Source organism: Pseudomonas sp. SJZ080 (assembly GCF_007828295.1).
Classification (GTDB): Bacteria; Pseudomonadota; Gammaproteobacteria; order Pseudomonadales; family Pseudomonadaceae; genus Aquipseudomonas; species Aquipseudomonas migulae_A.
In genome coordinates, this window is sequence record NZ_VIUK01000008.1 from 173744 (window position 1) to 191665 (window position 17922).

Genomic DNA, 17922 nt, shown 5'->3' on the forward strand with positions numbered 1-17922 from the left:
GTGTGCCGGTGGCTCTGGATGTGTGGTGAATGGGCTGGCCCCTTCGACTTGCCCGCGATGAACGATGACTCGGTCTACTTGGTCATCCGCCACAAATACCAGGAAGCCACCGTCCGATAAGGGCTCCACCCCAACCCGATCTCCACCATCTGCTTGCGCGTCGGCTGCACCTCCAACCCCTTCAACCGCCGATACCCCTCGCGCACCCCGAAGTCATCGGCCGGTAAAATATCCGGCCGCTCCAGGCTGTAGATCAACAGCATCTCAACCGTCCAGCGCCCAACCCCGCGCAACGTGATCAACCGCTCGATCAACGCCTCATCGTCCATCGCCAATGCCGTCGCATAATCCGGCACCACACCGTCCAGCGCCGCCTGAGCGATGCCCTGAATGGTCGCAATCTTGCTCGCGGAAAAACCGCACCCGCGCAGTTGATCAAACCCGCTCGCCAGAATCTGCTCAGGACGTGGAAACGCCGTCGAAGGAAACAACGCCAGAAGCCGCCCGACAATCGCATCCCCGGCTTTGGCGTGCAGTTGCTGGTAGGCAATCGCCCGCACCAGCGATTCATACGGATCTCGAGCGGCATGCGGCTGGTGCAGGCAGGGGCCTATGGCGGCGATGTGGCGCGCCCAGTCGTCATCCATGGCCGCGAGAAACGCCGTCGCCGGCAAGTAAGGGTCGGTCAAGCGTTCACCGCAGGTTTGAGCAGTGCGTTCACTTCCCCATAGGTGAACGCCTTGAGGTGGCTGCTATCGAGTTTGCCGGTTTCCAGAAAACTTTTCGCCAGGCCAGCCATCGCGCCATAAAGAAACTCGGCGATACCGGAACCGGCGCTCAGACGGCGAACGCCCAGCGCTTTCAACGCTTCAGGCGACGGCAACCCCGGCAGCCCCAGTACGTTCACCGGCAGTGGGGTGCCATGGCACAGCGCAGCCATTTCGTACTCCGCCGAAACACCGGCCGCGAACAGCCCGTCAGCACCGGCCGCGTGATACAGCGCCGCACGTTTGAGCGTTTCCGCAACGCGGTCTTCGGCCGGCACCAGCCCCTTGAGGTACACATCGGTACGGGCGTTGATGAACAACTTCACCTCGCGGCGGTCGGCCACCTGGCGGGCGACTTCGATCTTGCGGGCCAGCAGTTCCGGCGGAGACGCACCGTCTTCGATATTGATCCCGACGGCACCGGCAGCGATCACCGCATCGATCACTTCGGCAACCCGAGCCAGGTCATCGGAATAGCCGGCCTCGATGTCCACGCTCAGCGGCAGCGAAATCACGCGAGCGATGGACTCGACGGTCGAGACCAGGCGTTCGAGGGGCAGGGCATTGCCGTCCGCGTAACCGTGAGCCCAGGCGACTGCCGCACTGCTGGTGGCAATGGCTTTGCAGCCCAGTTGCTCGACGATGCGCGCTCCGGCGGCGTCGGCGACGTTGGTGAGAATCAGCAGGCCGTCCTGATGCAGCCTGTGGAATTGCTGGTCGAGCGTGTCCATCGAATTTCCTTCCTTATGAAAACACCGAGAGTCAGAACGCGAGTTGTCGTGTGACCTGCACCGCCGCGTTTTCCAGCCTGAGCAGAAACGCCTTGCGTGGTTGTCCTCCACCATAGCCCGTCAAGGAGCCGTCCGCACCGATCACCCGGTGGCAGGGCAGGACAATCGAAATCCGGTTGTGCCCGTTCGCCAGGCCCACGGCGCGGCTGGCACCCGGTTTGCCCAGCCGCGCGGCGATGGTGCCGTAGGTACTGGTCTGGCCGTAGGGGATTTTCGCCAGCTCGGCCCAGACCTGCCGGGAGAACTCGGTGCCGGGCAAGTGCAGCGGCACCTTGAACTCGGTCAGTTTGCCGGCGAAATACTGGGCCAACTCTGTTTCGATTTGCTGAAGGTGCGCGTTGTGCCCGGGTGCCACGGCATAGCCATGACGGTTCTGCAGGGCTTCGACTTCCCGGGTCAGCGCCGGCCGGTCAAGAAACTCCAGCAGCACCAGCCCGCGCCGTTCGGCCATGGCAATCATCGGTCCCAGCGGCGTGGTCAGGCGCGTGAACAGCAAGGGCTCGCTGTTGACCGCACGGCCGGGGGTGATGTGAAAGGATTTTTGAAAGGCATCGCGAAACCCGCTGAGGGATTCGTAACCGGAATCGAACGCCGCGCTGTCGATGGAATCGCCCTGTCTGATCCCGCCCAGTGCCATGCCCAGGCGTCGGGTGCGCAGCCACGCGTGGAAGGTCATGCCGAAATGCTGCTTGAACCAGCGCCGCAGTTTCAGCGGCTCGATACCCTCGGCCAGCAACTGGGCGTCGGTCCAGCGCAAGTCGGGGTCGGCGTCCACCGACTGGAGCAGTTTCTGCACCCAGTCCGGTGCGATGGCGGCCGCGTCCAGCGGTTTACACCGCAGGCAGGCGCGGTAGCCGGCGGACAGGCAGTCATCGGCATGGGCGAAGAACTCGACGTTCTCCGGTTTTGGTTTGCGCGCTGTGCAACTGGGGCGGCAAAAGATGCCGGTGGTTTTGACCGCCGTAAAAAACACCCCCTCGTAGGTGGTGTCTCGTTCGAGCATGGCGCGGACCATCTCGGCGTGGGGCGGAAGCATCGCGTTTTGTAGGTTCATGGGTTGAGCATAGGGCGCGCCGCCTCAGGCCTCCACCGGAAAATCGACAGAGAATTCCAGGCATTCGTCATCAGTTTCAATGTGCCAATGCACGTTACGTGGCGCTAATGCTTATGCCGGTGATGAATGTCCGGAAAGTGTGGGTGTGCGTGGCGCATTGGCGTGTGCTCGTGCTCATGACTGTGAGGCTCGGTGCCGTCCCACTGGAACGAATGCTCATGCTGATGATGCTCGTCGTGAACGTGCCGATGACGATGAGCAAGTGCCACATGTTGATGCTCGTGGGCGTGGTGTTCAGTGAGATGAATCCAGACTCCCAAGCCCATCAGCAGCGAAGCGGCCCAGAAAGTAACCGTTACGGGTTCGCCCAGCAGCAGGATGGCAATCGCCGCGCCAAGGAAAGGCGCAGTGGCAAAATAGGCACCGGTGCGCGCAGTGCCCAATCCGCGCAACGCTAGAACAAACAGCACCAGACTGACGCCATACCCGAGGAAACCTACGAGCAACACAGGAACCAGCACCGTCGCTTGCGCCAGCTTTGCGCCCAGCACTAGCGCCAGAAAACAGTTCACCACACCGGCGACCAAACCCTTGATGCCTGCGATGAACAGGGCGTCCGACGCGGAGACTTTGCGCGTCAGATTGTTATCGATCGCCCAGCAGGCACAGGCCAGAGCGACCAGCAAGGGGCCGCCCCAGCCCTGTGAGTGTGCCGAACTCTGCGGCCAGGCCAGCAGCAAACCACCGAGCACGATGGCGAGCATGCCGGCGACAATGCGGCGGTCGGCGTTCTCCTTGAACACTACCCAGGCCAATACGGCGGTCAGTACCGATTCAAGGTTGAGCAACAGCGAGGCCGTGGCGCCGGAGGTCAGGGTCAGGCCGAACATCAGTGCTACGGGGCCGATGATGCCACCGAACGTAATGGCGCCGATCAGCCATGGCCACTCTGACCATTCAAGGCCGCTGGACTGCCAGCGGCGGTCCCGGATCAATCTGGCGAGCGTCAGGCCAAGACCGCTGCCCAGGTACAGCAACCCTGCCAGCAGGATCGGCGAAAGGTTCAGGCCCAACGCCTTGGCCAGTGGCGTACTTGCCCCAAACAGCGCCGCAGCGCCGAGGGCGTAGATCACGTTACGGTTCATTCGAAGGGCTCGAGTCATGGTGACGGGATGCCCGCCAGTCTGCACTTCTCCGGTGGTCAGTCAAACCCTGTATCAGGCGCGACGCGCCATCAGCAGCACCGAAGCTGCCGCCGACAACAACCCCGCGCAGCACCGGTTGAAAATCCGCTTGCCCCGCGGCTTGGCGAACCAGCGGCGCATGTGCAGGCCCATGTAGGCGTAGGCGCCGATGGCGATCCATTCCAGCATCAGGAACAGTGCGCCCAGCACCGCGAATTGCGGCGTCACGGCCTCGCCCGGATCAACGAACTGGGGCAGGAACGCGGTGAAGATCAGAATCGCTTTCGGGTTGCCGGCGGCCACCAGAAACTCCTGTCGCGCCAGGGTCAGCATCCCCGCCGGCGCGCCGGTCTCAACGTTCTCCGTCCCCGGATCGGCGCGCCACAATTGCCACGCGAGGTAGAACAGGTACGCCGCGCCGACAATCTTGATCCCGTAGAACAACAGCTCCGAGGTTTGCAGCACCACTGCCAGCCCCGCGGAGGCGAGTGCGATCATCCCGGCGAACGCCAGCAGCCGACCAATCCCTGCCACACACGCCGTGCGATAGCCGTAACGCGTCGAGTTGCTGACCGACAGCAGGTTGTTCGGGCCGGGGGCCATGTTCAGGGCGAAGCAGGCCGGGAGAAAGAGGGAGAGGGTGGCGAGGTCCATGATTCGGCTCCGGTAACGAGAGCGATATTTTTACCACAGGTGCCGTGGGGCTTGACCCGTACAGTCGCCAGCTAATACTGCTCCGGCAATTAGCAAGGACACCCACAATACTGTAGGCGCCGGCTTGCTGGCGATGGCGTCCATTCAGGCGATAAATCTGTCGACTGACCCACCGCTATCGCCAGCAAGCCGGCTCCTACGGGATTGGATTGTGCCGACGGTTCGTGGACGCCGAGGATCTGTAGGAGCCGGCTTGCTGGCGAAGCGGTAGTAGCCGTAATGACGTCTTCGGCAGTAAGCCTTCTACTCGTATTGACTACTTTTTCGCGAACCTCTTCGCGCCAGCCACGCACAGAATCACCGCCACAGTCACCGCCAGCATCCCAATGCTGACCTGCTCGTGCAGCAACGTCGCCGCCAGCGCCAACCCAAAAAAAGGCTGCAACAGTTGCAACTGCCCCACCGCCGCAATCCCGCCCTGCGCCAGCCCGCGATACCAGAACACAAACCCGATCAACATGCTGAACAGCGACACATAACCCAGGCTAAACCACGCAGGCATGCTGATCCCCGAAAACGAAACGGGCGTGAGCCAAAAGCTCAACAACGCCATCACCGGCAGTGACAACACCAGCGCCCAGCAAATCACCTGCCAGCCACCGAGTGTCCGGGACAGCTTCGCCCCTTCGGCATAACCGAGGCCGCAGGCCAGGATCGCCGCCAGCATCAGCAGGTCGCCCTCAGGCGAGGCGGTCAGTCCTTGGGACGCGGCAAATCCCACCACCAGCAGGCTTCCCAATATCGAGAAAAACCAGAAAACCGGCCGGGGCCGCTCGCCACCGCGCACCACACCAAACACGGCCGTCGCCAGCGGCAACAGACCCACGAAGACAATCGAATGCGCCGACGTCACGTATTGCAGCGCCAGCGCCGTCAACAGCGGAAACCCGACCACCACGCCCATCGCCACAATGATCAGCGGTAGCAACTGGCTTCGCACCGGGCGTTTTTCCTTGAACAGCCAGAGCATGCACAGCGCCAACGCGCCGGCGATGGTGGCTCGGGCAACCGTCAGGAAAACCGGATCGAACTCCAGCACCGCGACCCGCGTGGCGGGCAGCGAGCCGCTGAAGATCACCACGCCGATCAGCCCGTTAAGCCAGCCGCTGGTGGTGTTTTCCCGAGGCTGGGTGTTCAGATTCGATACGCGTTCCATTGAGGTCACTCGACAGAGGTTGATGCGGCGGGTTGCCTTGAACGCATCGTATGGCCGAGTATTAGGACAATCAAAAAATTGTCATGGATACATCCTCTATGCCTCGCTTGCGCTACAAGTCGCTGGTCGACACTTTTGCCGCAGACATCCGTTCAGGACAGTTGCCGCCCGGTACGCGCCTGCCCACCCATCGGCAGCTCGCCGCTGAGCACGGGTTGGCGCTGGTCACCGCCAGCCGTGTTTACGCAGAGCTTGAGGCGATGGGGCTGGTCAGTGGTGAAACGGGGCGGGGCACGTTCGTCAGGGAGACATCGCTCCCGCCCGGTCAGGGCGTCAGCCAGCACGTGGTTGCCGTGGGCATGGCCGATCTCAACTTCAACTACCCGTCATTACCCGGTCAGGCCGACCTGTTGCGCACGGCCCTGCGTCAGCTCGCGTTATCCGGCGACCTCGAATCCCATCTGCGCTATCAGCCCCATGCCGGGCGCTTGCATGAACGGGCGTCGATCGCCAATCATCTGGCTTCACGCGGGTTGAGCGTGCAGGCCGAACAGGTGTTGATCGTCAGTGGTGCCCAGCATGGATTGGCGGTGACGATGATGGCGCTGCTCAAACCGGGTGATGTGATCGCGGCGGATGCGTTGACCTACACCGGTTTCAAGGTGCTGGCTGAATCGCTGCACCTGGAAATCGTGCCCATTCCCGCCACGGAGACCGGGCCTGATCTCGAGGCGTTGCAAGCGCTTTGCCGGCGCCGGTCGGTGCGGGCTGTCTACACCATGCCGACGCTGCACAATCCTCTGGGCTGGGTGATGGATGCGCAATGGCGCAACCAGTTCGTGTCGATTGCGCGCCAGCATGATCTGTTGATCATTGAAGACGCCGCCTACGCTTTCCTGGTCGAAGACGCTCCGGCACCGCTAGCTGAATTGGCGCCGGAACGGACCGTCTACGTGTCCGGGTTCTCCAAGAATGTCGCCACGGGACTGCGCGTCGGTTTCGTTGCCGCCCCGGTCGAGAAAATGCCGGCGCTGGAGCGTGCAATCAGGGCAACCACCTGGAATACCCCCGGCGTGATGACGGCGATTGCCTGCGCCTGGATTGACGATGGAACCGTCAGCCAACTGGAAGCGCAAAAGCGCGCGGACGCGCAGGCCCGGCAAGCCATGGCCGCCGAGCTGCTCAAAGGGCTGCGCTGCATGACGCATCCCTCTTCGTACTTTCTCTGGTTACCGCTGGCGGAAGATGCGAGAGCGGACCAGATTGCGGTCGAGTTGATGCACGAGCAAGTCGCCGTCTCCACCGCCGAGCCGTTTGCGACCTCTGTCCACGTACCGCATGCGATCCGGTTGGCGTTGGGGTCGGTGGACATGGATTCGCTTCGACAAGCCTTGATCAAAGTGAAGCGGGTGGTCGGCGCGTACTCCTGAGAACCACAACCTCCTGTAGGAGCGAGCTTGCTGGCGATAAACGTTAACGATAACGCCAACTTCCTGATTAATCGCGTCGCCCTCGGGCTCATCGCGGGCAAGTCGAGTCGTCGCACCGCCGCTCCCACAAGGGGCAGTGTTTAACCATCCCCGTCAGTGGGTAGTTTTCTTCAATACGCGGGCCAGAGCGCTCTTTACCTTGAGCGCTGGTTCAACTGAATTGAAGAAGGTACGCAATGAGTCTGATTATTTCGATGGCAGCGTTTGCGCTGGTGGCGTCGATCACGCCAGGGCCGGTAAACATTGTGGCGTTGAGTTCCGGCGCGCAGTTCGGTTTTCGCGCCAGTCAACGCCACGTGGCCGGGGCGACGCTGGGTTTTGTGTTGTTGCTGGTGCTGATGGGGCTGGGACTGCACGAAGTGTTGCAGCTATGGCCAGCGCTGACGCGGGTGGTGCAACTGGCCGGCGTGGCGTTTCTGTTGTTCATGGCGTGGAAACTGGCGGCGGATAACGGTCAGCTCGATGCCAAGGATTCGGCACGGGCACCGTCGATGTTGTACGGCGCGGTGATGCAATGGCTCAACCCGAAAGCCTGGCTGGCCTGCGTGGCGGGCATGGGAGCGTTTGTCGCGGATGGCGAGGCGCGGCTGGTCTGGGAGTTCGCTGCGGTGTATCTGGTGATCTGCTACCTGTCCGTCGGCTGCTGGGCGTACGCCGGGACCTTTTTGCGCGGTTACCTGAACAACCCGGCGGGGATGCGATTGTTCAACCGGATCATGGCGGCGTTGCTGGCGGTGAGTGCGGTTTATCTGCTACTGCCTTAGCGGGATGCTGACAGGGTTTTGTGCTGGCCACAGTGGCTTGTTAGCCGCAGGAAATATGTGCTCGCCTCAACCACGATACTGCCCCGGCGTAGCCGCCAAATGCTGTTTGAACACCCGCTGAAAATGCGCCTGATCGGCAAACCCCGCTTCCAGTGCCACGTCGGCGATCAGCTGGCCGCTGCGCAGTCGATCCTGGGCGAACTGGATGCGCCGATTGACCAGAAAGGCGTGGGGCGTCATGCCGTAATGCTGTTTGAAGGCGCGGATCAGGTACGACGGCGACAGTTGCGCGGCTTCGCAAATGTCTTCGAGCTTGAGCAGTTGCGTGCAGTGGTCGCGGATGTAATCCGCCGCGCGTTCCAGTTTGAAATTGGGCTCGCGCAGCGGTTGATCGCCGGGGTTGAGCCGTTGTTGCACCTCGGTGAAAAACTCGACCGCGGCGCTGTGTTTGCCCAGCACATCTTGCTCAGTGTCGACCAACACCTCATACAGCCCCTTCAGGCCGGCAAACAGGCTGGCGTCATCCGTGTGGGTGGTGGAAAACCGCCGAAACGCCAGGTCGCTGCTGAAACCGAGCTGATGCTGCAAATCGGTGAGCCACGGCGTATCGACATACAACATCAAATACGACCACGGTTGGTCGTCGATCGGGTTGCAGGCGTGGACATCGCCGGGATTCATCAGCACCACCGTGCCGGCGCTGACCTCAAACGCCGATTGTTCGTGGATATAGGTACTGCGCCCGGCGGTAATCGCACCGATGGAAAAATGCTCGTGAGCATGCCGGGTGTAACAGACCTCACGGCCGTCGGCGATGGAGCGGGCTTCGATGAAGGGCAGGGCGTCATCGCGCCAGAAGCGCGGGGCCTTGTCAGCGTCTTTGGCAGCGGTGGGCTTCATCGTCGGTGTCCTCGGCAGGTCAGCGTCAGAGTGTATTAGCTCTCGCCGTCAAAGGCTCGTTGCAGCGCCGCGATGTCGAGTTTTTTCATCTGCATCATCGCGGCCATGGCGCGCTGGGATTTCACCGTGTCGGGGCTTTTCAGCATGTCCATCAGCGCGATGGGCACGATCTGCCACGACACGCCGAACTTGTCCTTGACCCAGCCACATTGCTGGGCCTCGACAGGGCCGCCCGCCGACAGGCGCCCCCAGAAATGGTCGACTTCTTCCTGGGTCTGGCAATTGACCTGAAACGAAATCGCTTCGTTGAACGTGAAGGTCGGGCCACCGTTGAGGCCCGTGAAGCTTTGCCCGTCAAGTTCGAAACTGACCGTCAGGACCGAGCCTTCAGGTTGACCGTGGACTTCCTGGCCGGCCTTGCCGTAGTGGGTGATGGCGGTGATTTTTGAATGATCGAAGATCGCGCAGTAATACTTCGCGGCCTCTTCGGCCTGATGGTCGAACCACAGGCAGGGTGTGAGTTTTTGAACGCGTTGCATGACGGTGCTCCTGTAGACGGGTGGCCGATGCTGAACTTTCAGCGTAGCCAGCCCAAGGGCTTGCGGGAGTACCGTAGATCGCCAAATCGCCGGTCAGAAATCCCAGCGGGTCGTCAGTTGCAGGCTGCGCGGTTCGCCATAGAACCCAGTGCCGAAGTTGCCGAGCCCGGTGTAATAGGTCTTGTCGAAGAGGTTCTTCACGTTCAGCGTCGTGCTCAAGTGATCGTTGAAGCGGTAGCGCGCCATGACGTCCACCAGGGCGTAGCTTTGCTGGGTGATCGTCGAGGACTGGCCGAAGTTGACCGTGTCATTGGGGTTGGGCTGGAACACGTTGCCGAAGAATTCGCTCTGCCAGTTCACGCCGCCACCGACAGTGAGTTTTTCCAGCGCGCCCGACAGGCGATAAGTGCTGAACACCCGAACCACTTGTTCCGGTGCGGTGGTTTGCAGGATCGAACCGTAGACGTGATCGCCCTTGGCATCGCGGGTGTGGTTGTAGCTGTAGCCGGCCGACAGGTTCCAGCCGTCCATCACTTCGCCGGCCAGTTCGAGCTCAAAGCCTTGGGTGGTCGCGCCTTGCACCGCACGGTACACCGACTCGCTATCGACGCCGCTGACGTACTCGGCCAGGTTGTCCTGCTCGATACGGAACACGGCGAAACTGGCGTTCAGACGGCCGCCAAAGTATTCGGCCTTGATCCCCGCTTCGTAGCTGTCGCCTTCTACCGGGTCGAGCAACTTGCGCTGGGCATCCTTGCTCATCTGCGGCTGATAAATGCTGGTGTAGCTGGTGTACACCGAGTACGTGTCATCGAGGTCATAAACCAGTCCGGCGTACGGTGTGGCCACGCCGGTCTGGTGGTAGCTGTCGTGCAGGTCCGGGGTGTTCGGGTCGCTGTAGGCCAGGTCATCGTTGGCCTTGAACTGACTCACGCGGGTGCCGAGGATGACCGCCAGGTTGTCGGTGGGTTTGAGTCGCGTGGCGAGGTAGGCACCGGTCTGGCGCTGGACGATGTCGTTGTCGCCCACCTTGGCGATGTCCGGTTTCGGGAACTCGCCGCGCCAGTCGTAGATGCTGCCGTCGACGGGCGGGTAGACGGACCCCTGCACCGGGATGTCCTGGCGGGTGTTCATCGACATGAAGCCGGCGATCAACTCGTGCTCGCGACCGAGCAGGCGGAACGGGCCGGTGAAGTTGACGTCGAGGTTGTCCTGCACCTGATCGCCCTTGAACTGGCCCATGTACATGAACATGCCGTTGCCGCTGACCGGGTCCGGGTTACCGCCGCTGGCCGAGGCGAGGAAGGTGTCGTGCTGGCGGTGTTTGCGATCGTAGCTGACCTTGAGTTTCCAGTCGTTGGCCAGTTGCTGCTCCACCGAGGCGAAGATCGTCTGGTTGGTGAAGTCGCGACGACTCCAGTCGGTGGCCGGGTTGAACGAACGGGAAAAACGCGTGCGCGAGCCGTCGCCGTTGTACATCGGGAAGCCGGTCCAGCTGGCGCCGCGGGAGCGGGTGTTCTGCTGGTCGATACCGACGGTCAGCAGGGTCTCCGGCGTCAGGTCGGTTTCGAGGATGCCGTAGGCAATGTCCCGGGTGTTGCGGTAGTTGTCCATGTAGGCGCTGCGGTCCTGATACGCCCCGACGAAACGTCCGCGCAGGTTACCGCTCTCGGTCAGCGGGCCGGCAACATCGGCGGTGCTGCGATAATTGTCCCAGGAACTGACGGCGCCGGTGATCGAGGCCTTGAACGCTTTGGTGGGACGTTTGCGGATCAGGTTGACGGTGGCCGATGGATCGCCCGAGCCGGTCATCAGGCCGGTCGCACCCTTGATGATTTCGACGCGGTCGAAGGTCACCATGTCGGTGCTGGTGGTGCCGTAATCGTAGACGCCGTCGTAGTCGGTGTTGACGCCGTCGTACTGGAAGTTGGTGATCGGCAGGCCACGGCTGGAAAACTCCCAGCGTTCGCTGTCGTAGTTCTGCACGCTGATACCGGGCACGCGCCGCAGGGCATCGGCGATGCTGGTAGAGCCCTGATCGTCCATTTGCTGGCGGGTGATGAGCGTCACCGACTGTGGCGTTTCCCGCAGGGACAGTGGCAGGCCGGTGGCCGAAGCGGTCGACCCGGTGGTGTAGGCGTGGGTGTCTTCGGTGATAGCGCCCAGCGCCTGACCGGAAATGTTGGTGGCGCCCAGTTCCAGAGGACCCTCCGGGACAGCTTTGAGCACGTAACCACGATCGCCCTGAGGCTGGGCCTGCAAGCCGCTGCGCTGTAGCAGTTGCTGCAAGCCCTGCAGCTCGGTGAACTCGCCATCAAGGCCGGGGCTGCGTTTATCACTGGCCAGATCGTTATGCCCGGCGAGGAAAATCCCCGCCTGTTCGGCGAAGCTGTTCAGTACGCTCACCAGCGAACCGGCAGCGATTGCGTAATAACGCGTGTGGCTGCCTGACTGTTCACTGGCGGCGGATGTTTCGGCGTGGGCCTGCGTCGAAACAAGGCTGAGCAATGCGACCGGAAGGGCCAGGGCCAGCGGTCGCAAGGCAAAGCGAGTGCGAAAGATGGCGTTGCGCAAAGGGGTGTTCCCTGGAATCAAATCGAACGGCAATTGAAAGGCTTCACAGGGTTAACCGAACGAGAAACGCAAAAGGGAACGGCGGCGCCAAAAGTTTTTGGCTCACGCTTTCGGACTGACACTGACCCACCACGCCAGGGTTTTCTCCACGCGTATCGGTAGCGCCGCTTCCAGCAGGCGCAAGGCCTGATCGGTGTTCTTGAGCGGGAACGAACCCATGACCGGCAACCCGGCGATGGCAGGGTCGCAGGCCAGATGCCCGTGACGGTAGCGGCTCAACTCTTCGATCAACTGGCCCAGCGGCAGGTTATCCGCCAGCAATAGACCGCGGCGCCAGGCTTCGCGGCCAGCCGTCGCCTCCGAGGAGGGCGGGATGTGGCTTTGCGTGAACGCCAATTGGCGTCCGGCCTCGACCACTTGCACCTGGCCCTGAGTGGTTCGGACTTCGACCGCGCCTTCGTAGACGTTGAGCAACGTCTGTTGTTCTTCCTGGCGCACACTGAAGCGCGTGCCGAGCGCGCGCATCCGGCCCTGGGCGGTTTGCACCAGAAACGGTCGGCTGCTGTCCTTGGCGGTGTCGATCAACACTTCCCCGGCACTCAACAGCAGCAGGCGTTGCGTGGTGTCGAAACGCACATTCAATGCGCTCAGGGCATTGAGCCAGATCCGGCTGCCGTCGCTGAGCAGGCTTTCGCGGGTTTCGCCGGTGCCGGTAGAAAGGTCGGCAGTCCAGCGGCCCAAGGCGTCCGGCAGCGACGTTTCGCGCCAGGCATTCCAGCCCAGCAGCCCGCCCGAGGCCAGGATGAGCAAGCTCTTTATCGTCTGCCGGCGGGTGATCGGCGAGCGCGCGGTGTTGCGCAGCACCAGGCCGGCAGCCTGCGGCTGATCATCCTGCAACGCGGCGAAACGCTGGCCGACGTGCTCGACATAACGCCAGGCCGCCTGATGGTCGCCACTTTGCGCCAGCCAGGCTTGCCAGCGCTGACGCTCGTGTTCGCCGACCTGCTGATCGTTGAGCTGCACATACCATTGCGCTGCCTGTTCGAGGCTGGCATGGCTGATGGAATTGGAGGCGACAGATGGCATGCGCTTACTCGATCAACAGGCCGTCAAGCTCGGCTTCGAGCATCGCGCAGTGCATCAGCGCTTGCGCCAGGTACTTTTTCACCATGCGCTCGCACACGCCGATTTCTTCGGCGATGGCGCGGTAGGGCAGGCCGTGCAACTGGGCGAGAATGAACGCGTCGCGCACCTTCTTGGGCAGGCGCAGCAGCATGGCGTCCACTTCGTACAGGGTTTCGACGATGATCGCCCGTTGCTCCGGCGACGGTTGAACGGCTTGCGGGCGCGAGGCCAGCGTCTCCAGCCATGCCAGTTCGAGTTGCCGACGGCGCCAGTGATCGATGCACAAGCCCCGGGCGATGGTGGCCAGGTAGGAGCGTTCGCGGGTTTCGCAGTCGAACACTTGCGGGCGCTTGAGCACCCGGATGAAGGTGTCATGGGCAAGGTCGGCGGCATCGAACGCGCTGCTCAGCCGACGGCGCAGAAGCTCATGCAACCAACGGTGATGAGTGACGTAGAGGTTCTGAACGCTGGAAGAATCGACGACCATCATCGTGAGCACGTGTCCCTGGGCGACGAGCGCCTGCGGTGCGAATAAGAATTGGTCGCGATTAAAACAAAAGGATTGGATGTGTGCAAATGATATCGGTTTGCTTTTAGGTGCCATAAATATGCGTGCAGTCAATATGACTCCTTTTGGTGTCATATTGACTATTTTTAGGGTGGGTCAAATTGACTGCTAACGCTCTAACCCATTGATTTACAGGTATGACAAACCTGGCACGAAACCTGAAAGAGCAAACGTACAACTGGTCTGATTCAGGAGTACGAAAAAATGTTCGCTTACTTCAGCAATCCTCAGAACGTCCTGCACCTGTCGAGCAACGTCCTGGGCGCTGGCCTCGCGCTGCTGCTGGCGGGGATCTACGGCGCTTATCTTTACGCCGGACATTTGCCGATCGTGGCGTTGGTTTCGATGCATGCCATGACCATCATCGGCCCGACCCTGATCAAGATCGGCTACGTCATGCGACTGCTGGCCCAGCATTGGTTGGGTACCCACTCTGTCAAGGTGGTGGTTTGATGCGCCAACTCGCTGGAGCACCGGTTTTCAGTCTCGGCTTCCGTCCGTTCTTCCTGGTCGGCGCTGGTTTCGCGGCCATCGCTGTGGCGGTCTGGGCCGTTTGGTTGTACGGGCGCTTGCCCGGTGCGCAACCGGTTGGCGGCATGCTGAGCTGGCATCGGCATGAGATGCCGTTCGGGTTCGCAGCGGCGATCATCGCCGGATTCCTGCTGACGGCGGTGCCGAACTGGACCGGGCGTACGGGGCTCAACGGTTGGCCTTTGATCGGTCTGCTGCTGGTATGGCTGCTGGCGCGCCTGGCATGGCTGATGCCAATCCCTGCAGTTGCCTTGATTGCGCTGCAAATACCTTTTCTGCCGTTGCTGGCATGGGTGCTGGGCCGAGACCTGGTGGCCGCCGGCAAACGCGACAATTATCCGATTCTGCTGGTCGTCGCGCTGCTGGCTGCGACCCAGGCCATGACGCTGTGGGGGATTTCCACTGATGACATCGGCCTGCAACGGCACGGTGTGCTCGCGGCCGTGTGGTTGATCGGCGCGTTGATGAGTGTGATTGGCGGGCGCGTCATTCCGTTTTTTATTCAGCGCGGTTTGAATCGTCCTGCGCCCAACCCGGTCCATCCGCTGCCATTCAGGTTGCTGCTGGCAGGCAGTTTGCTGGCCGCCGTTTCGTTTGCCGGCGGTTTGAACGACATTCCCCGAGGGTGGCTCGCGGCGCTGTTTCTAGTGATCGGCGGCTTGCACCTGCTGCGCCTGTGGCGCTGGCATGACCGGGGGATCTGGCGGGTGCCGCTGCTGTGGTCGTTGTATCTGGCGTATGCGTGGCTGGCTATTGCCACATTGGCGATGGCGCTATGGCACGCGGGGGCAATGCCGCAACAGAGCCTGGCCACGCATTCGTTGGCCGTCGGCGGGATCGGCGGTTTGATCCTGGCGATGATTGCCCGGGTCAGCCTCGGTCACACCGGGCGGTTGTTGCAGCCGTCGAAAACGATTGTGGCCGGGTTTTTCCTGCTGTTGATCGCCGGCCTGTGCCGGGTGTTTCTGGTACCGTTTTCCGGGGCCGGACTGACGCTGTCCGCGCTGTTCTGGTGTGCCGCGTTCGGGCTGTTCCTGGTGCGCTACACCGACATTTTGCTCAAGCCGAGGGTTTAAGGCCTCCCTGTTCGGCGATCCAGCGCGTTGCCAGGTCGATAAAGGCGCGCAGCTTCGGCTGAGTCTGGGTGCGGCTGGGAAAGTACAGGTACAGGGCCGAACTGAGCGGCACAAACGGCTCCAGCACCCGTTCCAACCGGCCGTCCGCCAACTCGTCGGCAATCTCCAGATCACACGCATACGCCAGCCCCGAACCGCAGCGAGCCGCCGCCACCAGCAGGCGCCGGTCGTTGACGATCACGCCGCCCTCGACGCCCACGGTAAAGTCGCGCCCCTCGCGGCGAAACTCCCAGCGGTGCGCGCTGCCCGAGGTCGAGAAGCGAAAGCCGATGCATTGATGGCGGGTCAGGTCTTCAGGGGTCGCCGGTTTACCCGCGTTGGCGAAATAGCCCGGAGCGCCGACCACCGACCATTGCAGGTCGGGGGTGAGACGCACCGCGACCATGTCTTTTTCGATGGACTCGCCCAGTCGAATCCCGGCATCGAAGCCGCCGGCCATCAGGTCCACCGTGGCATCGTCGAGGGAAATGTCGAGGGTGACTTGCGGGTACGCCTCGCGAAACAGCGGGATCAACGGCTCCATCAACAAAGCCCCGGACAACCGCGGCGCGGTGAGACGCAACGTGCCCATCGGCTGATCGCGAAAGCCGCTGAGCCCCATCAGCGCCTCATCGATCTCGCTGGCTGCAGGACGCAAGCGGGCAAACAGACTGGCGCCGGCCTCGGTCAACGCCACCCGGCGTGTGGTGCGTTGGAACAGCAACACGCCGGTGCGGCGCTCAAGCAATTTGATCGCATGGCTGACGGCGGTGGGGGTCACCGCCAGGCGGGTGGCGGCGAGGGTGAAACTTTTGTGCTCGGCCACCGCCAGAAACTCGGTCAAGCCGTCGAATGGATCGTGGTTCATTGCGGGCGCCATTATGAAAGAGCGTTTCATAGTGCTTGTACCACGAGGGTATTTTTCCGGGCAATCCTCCTGCGTACCTTGTGCCTACCTCCACTGCACACAAGGAAACACGCTCATGACCACTTCCAACGCTTTCAAACGTATCTGGCTTATCACGGGCGCTTCCCGTGGCATCGGCGCAAAAATCGCTGCCGCCGCGCTGGCCAATGGTGACGCCGTGGTTGCCACCGCACGTGACGCCCGCAGCATTGTTCAGCGATTTGGCGAACAACCCGGTTTACTGGCTACCAGCCTGGACGTGACCGACGAAGCACAAGGCATTGCGGTCCCCCAGGCAGCCATTGAGCACTTCGGACGCATCGACGTGCTGGTCAACAACGCCGGTTTCGGCTTGCTGGGCGCGGTGGAAGAAGCCAGCGCCGATGAAGTGCGACGCGTGTACGAAACCAACGTCTTCGGTCTGCTGAACGTAACCCGCGCCGTCCTGCCACACATGCGCGCCGCTCGCAGCGGGCATGTGATCAACCTGTCGTCGGTGGGCGGTTATCGGTCGGGGCCGGGTTTCGGCGTCTACTGCTCGACCAAATTTGCCGTTGAAGGCTTGAGCGAGGCCTTGCACGCCGAGCTGGCGCCGCTGGGCATCAAGGTGACGATTGTCGAGCCGGGTTACTTTCGCACCGAATTCCTCGAAGGCAATTCGCTGGTCGAGTCGCCGTCTTCGATTGCCGACTACGACAGCACTGCAGGCGAAGTGCGCAAGATCGCCAAGGCTGTGACCCTGAACCAGCCGGGTGATCCGGACAAGCTCGCCGAGGTCATGATCACCCTGGTGGAAGCGGCAAATGCGCCACTGCGCTTACCGCTGGGCAGTGATTGCGTTGCAGCGATTGAAGCGAAAAACAGCTTTGTCGCTGATGAGTTGAAGGTTTGGCGTGAGGTGTCGGTGTCCACTGACTTCTAACAGGCTGATGCCACTGTAGGCGCGAGCTTGCTCGCAATGGTCGCTAACGATAACGCGTGTTGTCTGGATAAACGCGGCGTCCTTCAGACCATTGCGAGCAAGCTCGCTCCTACCGTTTCTTGGCAGTCTGTGCGACCGGTGGTCGATGAACCGGTCTCGCCCGGTATTTTGCGCTTAGCTGTAGGGATAACCCGAGGCGCGCTTAGACCGTCGAGCCTTTGCAGGAGCGAAGCTTGCTCGTGAAAGCGTCATTTCAGGCATACCGCGTCATCGTTCTTCACGAGCAAGCTTCGCTCCTACAGGAAAACAACGTCGTCTACAGCGTAACGCCTCTTCAGAACACCGTGAGTCTGAGGAAATTCGCCATGCTGACCTTGAACATCAATGGCAAGGATCAGGAGCTGGACGTCCCCGCGGACATGCCGTTGCTCTGGGTCCTGCGTGACGTCGCGCACCTGACCGGCACCAAATTCGGTTGCGGCATGGCCCAGTGCGGCGCCTGCACCGTGCACGTCGACGGCGCGCCATTGCGCTCCTGCATCACACCGGCCACGGCCGTGGCCCATGGGCAAAAAATCCTTACCATCGAAGGCCTTTCCACCGATGGTTCGCACCCGGTGCAACAGGCCTGGGCCGAACTCGACGTGGTCCAGTGCGGCTATTGCCAGTCCGGGCAGATCATGTCGGCGGCGGCATTACTGGCGAAGATTCCCAAGCCCACCGACAGCGACATCGACCAGGCGCTCTCCGGCAACATCTGCCGTTGCGGCACTTACCCAAGGATTCGTGCCGCGGTCAAACGCGCCGCCGAGATCGGCTGA

18 protein-coding genes are annotated in these 17922 nt (G+C 61.9%); 6 read left to right on the forward strand and 12 right to left on the reverse strand.

The window, feature by feature from the left end:
* Window positions 1-74: 74 nt before the first annotated feature.
* From FBY04_RS13725 to FBY04_RS13750, 6 genes are all read right to left on the reverse strand, one after another.
* Entirely contained in the window at window positions 75-689 is a 615-nt protein-coding gene (locus tag FBY04_RS13725; protein WP_084320852.1) for a DNA-3-methyladenine glycosylase, read from the reverse strand.
* Complete coding sequence (locus tag FBY04_RS13730) at window positions 686-1498, reverse strand: isocitrate lyase/phosphoenolpyruvate mutase family protein (protein ID WP_145315534.1); 813 nt, start codon at window positions 1496-1498, stop codon at window positions 686-688. The genes FBY04_RS13725 and FBY04_RS13730 overlap by 4 nt, the downstream gene beginning before the upstream one ends.
* Before the next feature lie 31 nt (window positions 1499-1529).
* Complete coding sequence (locus tag FBY04_RS13735) at window positions 1530-2612, reverse strand: bifunctional transcriptional activator/DNA repair enzyme AdaA (RefSeq protein WP_145315535.1); 1083 nt, start codon at window positions 2610-2612, stop codon at window positions 1530-1532.
* Window positions 2613-2716: 104 nt separating this feature from the next.
* Window positions 2717-3757: a DMT family transporter gene (locus FBY04_RS13740; RefSeq protein WP_145315536.1), complete on the reverse strand. Its 1041-nt coding sequence runs from the start codon at window positions 3755-3757 to the stop codon at window positions 2717-2719.
* 72 nt (window positions 3758-3829) lie between these two features.
* A complete protein-coding gene (locus FBY04_RS13745; RefSeq protein ID WP_145315537.1) occupies window positions 3830-4450 on the reverse strand; it encodes a LysE family translocator in 621 nt (206 codons plus the stop codon).
* Between the two features lie 316 nt (window positions 4451-4766).
* Window positions 4767-5666, reverse strand: coding sequence for a DMT family transporter (locus FBY04_RS13750; protein ID WP_145315538.1), 900 nt, complete (start codon window positions 5664-5666; stop codon window positions 4767-4769).
* A 98-nt stretch (window positions 5667-5764) separates the two neighbouring features.
* On the opposite strand from FBY04_RS13750, the gene FBY04_RS13755 reads away from it, so the two are divergent.
* Both FBY04_RS13755 and FBY04_RS13760 read left to right on the forward strand, forming a co-directional pair.
* A complete protein-coding gene (locus FBY04_RS13755; RefSeq protein ID WP_145315539.1) occupies window positions 5765-7096 on the forward strand; it encodes a PLP-dependent aminotransferase family protein in 1332 nt (443 codons plus the stop codon).
* Between the two features lie 236 nt (window positions 7097-7332).
* A complete protein-coding gene (locus tag FBY04_RS13760; RefSeq protein WP_084320845.1) occupies window positions 7333-7920 on the forward strand; it encodes a LysE family translocator in 588 nt (195 codons plus the stop codon).
* 66 nt (window positions 7921-7986) lie between these two features.
* On the opposite strand, the gene FBY04_RS13765 is transcribed toward FBY04_RS13760, so the two are convergent.
* From FBY04_RS13765 to FBY04_RS13785, 5 genes are all read right to left on the reverse strand, one after another.
* Window positions 7987-8820 (reverse strand): AraC family transcriptional regulator, encoded by an 834-nt coding sequence (locus FBY04_RS13765; RefSeq protein WP_084320844.1) that lies wholly within the window; start codon window positions 8818-8820, stop codon window positions 7987-7989.
* Window positions 8821-8855: 35 nt separating this feature from the next.
* A complete protein-coding gene (locus tag FBY04_RS13770; protein ID WP_084320843.1) occupies window positions 8856-9359 on the reverse strand; it encodes a VOC family protein in 504 nt (167 codons plus the stop codon).
* A gap of 93 nt (window positions 9360-9452) precedes the next feature.
* On the reverse strand, window positions 9453-11933 hold the full coding sequence (locus FBY04_RS13775; protein ID WP_145315540.1) for a TonB-dependent siderophore receptor: 2481 nt from the start codon (window positions 11931-11933) through the stop codon (window positions 9453-9455).
* A gap of 102 nt (window positions 11934-12035) precedes the next feature.
* Window positions 12036-13019, reverse strand: coding sequence for a FecR domain-containing protein (locus tag FBY04_RS13780; protein WP_145315541.1), 984 nt, complete (start codon window positions 13017-13019; stop codon window positions 12036-12038).
* A 4-nt stretch (window positions 13020-13023) separates the two neighbouring features.
* On the reverse strand, window positions 13024-13548 hold the full coding sequence (locus FBY04_RS13785; RefSeq protein WP_145315542.1) for a sigma-70 family RNA polymerase sigma factor: 525 nt from the start codon (window positions 13546-13548) through the stop codon (window positions 13024-13026).
* Window positions 13549-13830: 282 nt separating this feature from the next.
* On the opposite strand from FBY04_RS13785, the gene FBY04_RS13790 reads away from it, so the two are divergent.
* Together FBY04_RS13790 and FBY04_RS13795 are read left to right on the forward strand one after the other, a co-directional pair.
* Window positions 13831-14079 carry a transmembrane sensor/regulator PpyR gene (locus tag FBY04_RS13790; RefSeq protein ID WP_084320839.1) on the forward strand — a complete coding sequence of 83 codons (249 nt, stop codon included), beginning with the start codon at window positions 13831-13833 and terminating at the stop codon, window positions 14077-14079.
* Window positions 14079-15233, forward strand: a complete 1155-nt coding sequence (locus FBY04_RS13795) for an NnrS family protein (RefSeq protein WP_145315543.1) — start codon at window positions 14079-14081, stop codon at window positions 15231-15233. The genes FBY04_RS13790 and FBY04_RS13795 overlap by 1 nt, the downstream gene beginning before the upstream one ends.
* On the opposite strand, the gene FBY04_RS13800 is transcribed toward FBY04_RS13795, so the two are convergent.
* Window positions 15217-16140 carry a LysR family transcriptional regulator gene (locus FBY04_RS13800; protein ID WP_145315544.1) on the reverse strand — a complete coding sequence of 308 codons (924 nt, stop codon included), beginning with the start codon at window positions 16138-16140 and terminating at the stop codon, window positions 15217-15219. The two genes, FBY04_RS13795 and FBY04_RS13800, sit on opposite strands and share 17 nt — an antisense overlap.
* Window positions 16141-16255: 115 nt before the next feature.
* Between FBY04_RS13800 and FBY04_RS13805 the strand changes: the two genes are divergently transcribed.
* Both FBY04_RS13805 and FBY04_RS13815 read left to right on the forward strand, forming a co-directional pair.
* Window positions 16256-17101, forward strand: coding sequence for an oxidoreductase (locus FBY04_RS13805; RefSeq protein WP_145315545.1), 846 nt, complete (start codon window positions 16256-16258; stop codon window positions 17099-17101).
* A gap of 365 nt (window positions 17102-17466) precedes the next feature.
* Entirely contained in the window at window positions 17467-17922 is a 456-nt protein-coding gene (locus tag FBY04_RS13815) for a (2Fe-2S)-binding protein (RefSeq protein WP_010459764.1), read from the forward strand.

Coding starts and splice junctions, on each gene's coding strand:
- FBY04_RS13750 (WP_145315538.1), bottom strand. CDS start 5,666: ATGGAACGCGTATCGAATCTGAACACCCAGCCTCGGGAAAACACCACC.
- FBY04_RS13735 (WP_145315535.1), bottom strand. CDS start 2,612: ATGAACCTACAAAACGCGATGCTTCCGCCCCACGCCGAGATGGTCCGC.
- FBY04_RS13755 (WP_145315539.1), top strand. CDS start 5,765: ATGCCTCGCTTGCGCTACAAGTCGCTGGTCGACACTTTTGCCGCAGAC.
- FBY04_RS13800 (WP_145315544.1), bottom strand. CDS start 16,140: ATGAACCACGATCCATTCGACGGCTTGACCGAGTTTCTGGCGGTGGCC.
- FBY04_RS13765 (WP_084320844.1), bottom strand. CDS start 8,820: ATGAAGCCCACCGCTGCCAAAGACGCTGACAAGGCCCCGCGCTTCTGG.
- FBY04_RS13745 (WP_145315537.1), bottom strand. CDS start 4,450: ATGGACCTCGCCACCCTCTCCCTCTTTCTCCCGGCCTGCTTCGCCCTG.
- FBY04_RS13740 (WP_145315536.1), bottom strand. CDS start 3,757: ATGAACCGTAACGTGATCTACGCCCTCGGCGCTGCGGCGCTGTTTGGG.
- FBY04_RS13805 (WP_145315545.1), top strand. CDS start 16,256: ATGACCACTTCCAACGCTTTCAAACGTATCTGGCTTATCACGGGCGCT.
- FBY04_RS13790 (WP_084320839.1), top strand. CDS start 13,831: ATGTTCGCTTACTTCAGCAATCCTCAGAACGTCCTGCACCTGTCGAGC.
- FBY04_RS13795 (WP_145315543.1), top strand. CDS start 14,079: ATGCGCCAACTCGCTGGAGCACCGGTTTTCAGTCTCGGCTTCCGTCCG.
- FBY04_RS13730 (WP_145315534.1), bottom strand. CDS start 1,498: ATGGACACGCTCGACCAGCAATTCCACAGGCTGCATCAGGACGGCCTG.
- FBY04_RS13780 (WP_145315541.1), bottom strand. CDS start 13,019: ATGCCATCTGTCGCCTCCAATTCCATCAGCCATGCCAGCCTCGAACAG.
- FBY04_RS13760 (WP_084320845.1), top strand. CDS start 7,333: ATGAGTCTGATTATTTCGATGGCAGCGTTTGCGCTGGTGGCGTCGATC.
- FBY04_RS13785 (WP_145315542.1), bottom strand. CDS start 13,548: ATGATGGTCGTCGATTCTTCCAGCGTTCAGAACCTCTACGTCACTCAT.
- FBY04_RS13815 (WP_010459764.1), top strand. CDS start 17,467: ATGCTGACCTTGAACATCAATGGCAAGGATCAGGAGCTGGACGTCCCC.
- FBY04_RS13770 (WP_084320843.1), bottom strand. CDS start 9,359: ATGCAACGCGTTCAAAAACTCACACCCTGCCTGTGGTTCGACCATCAG.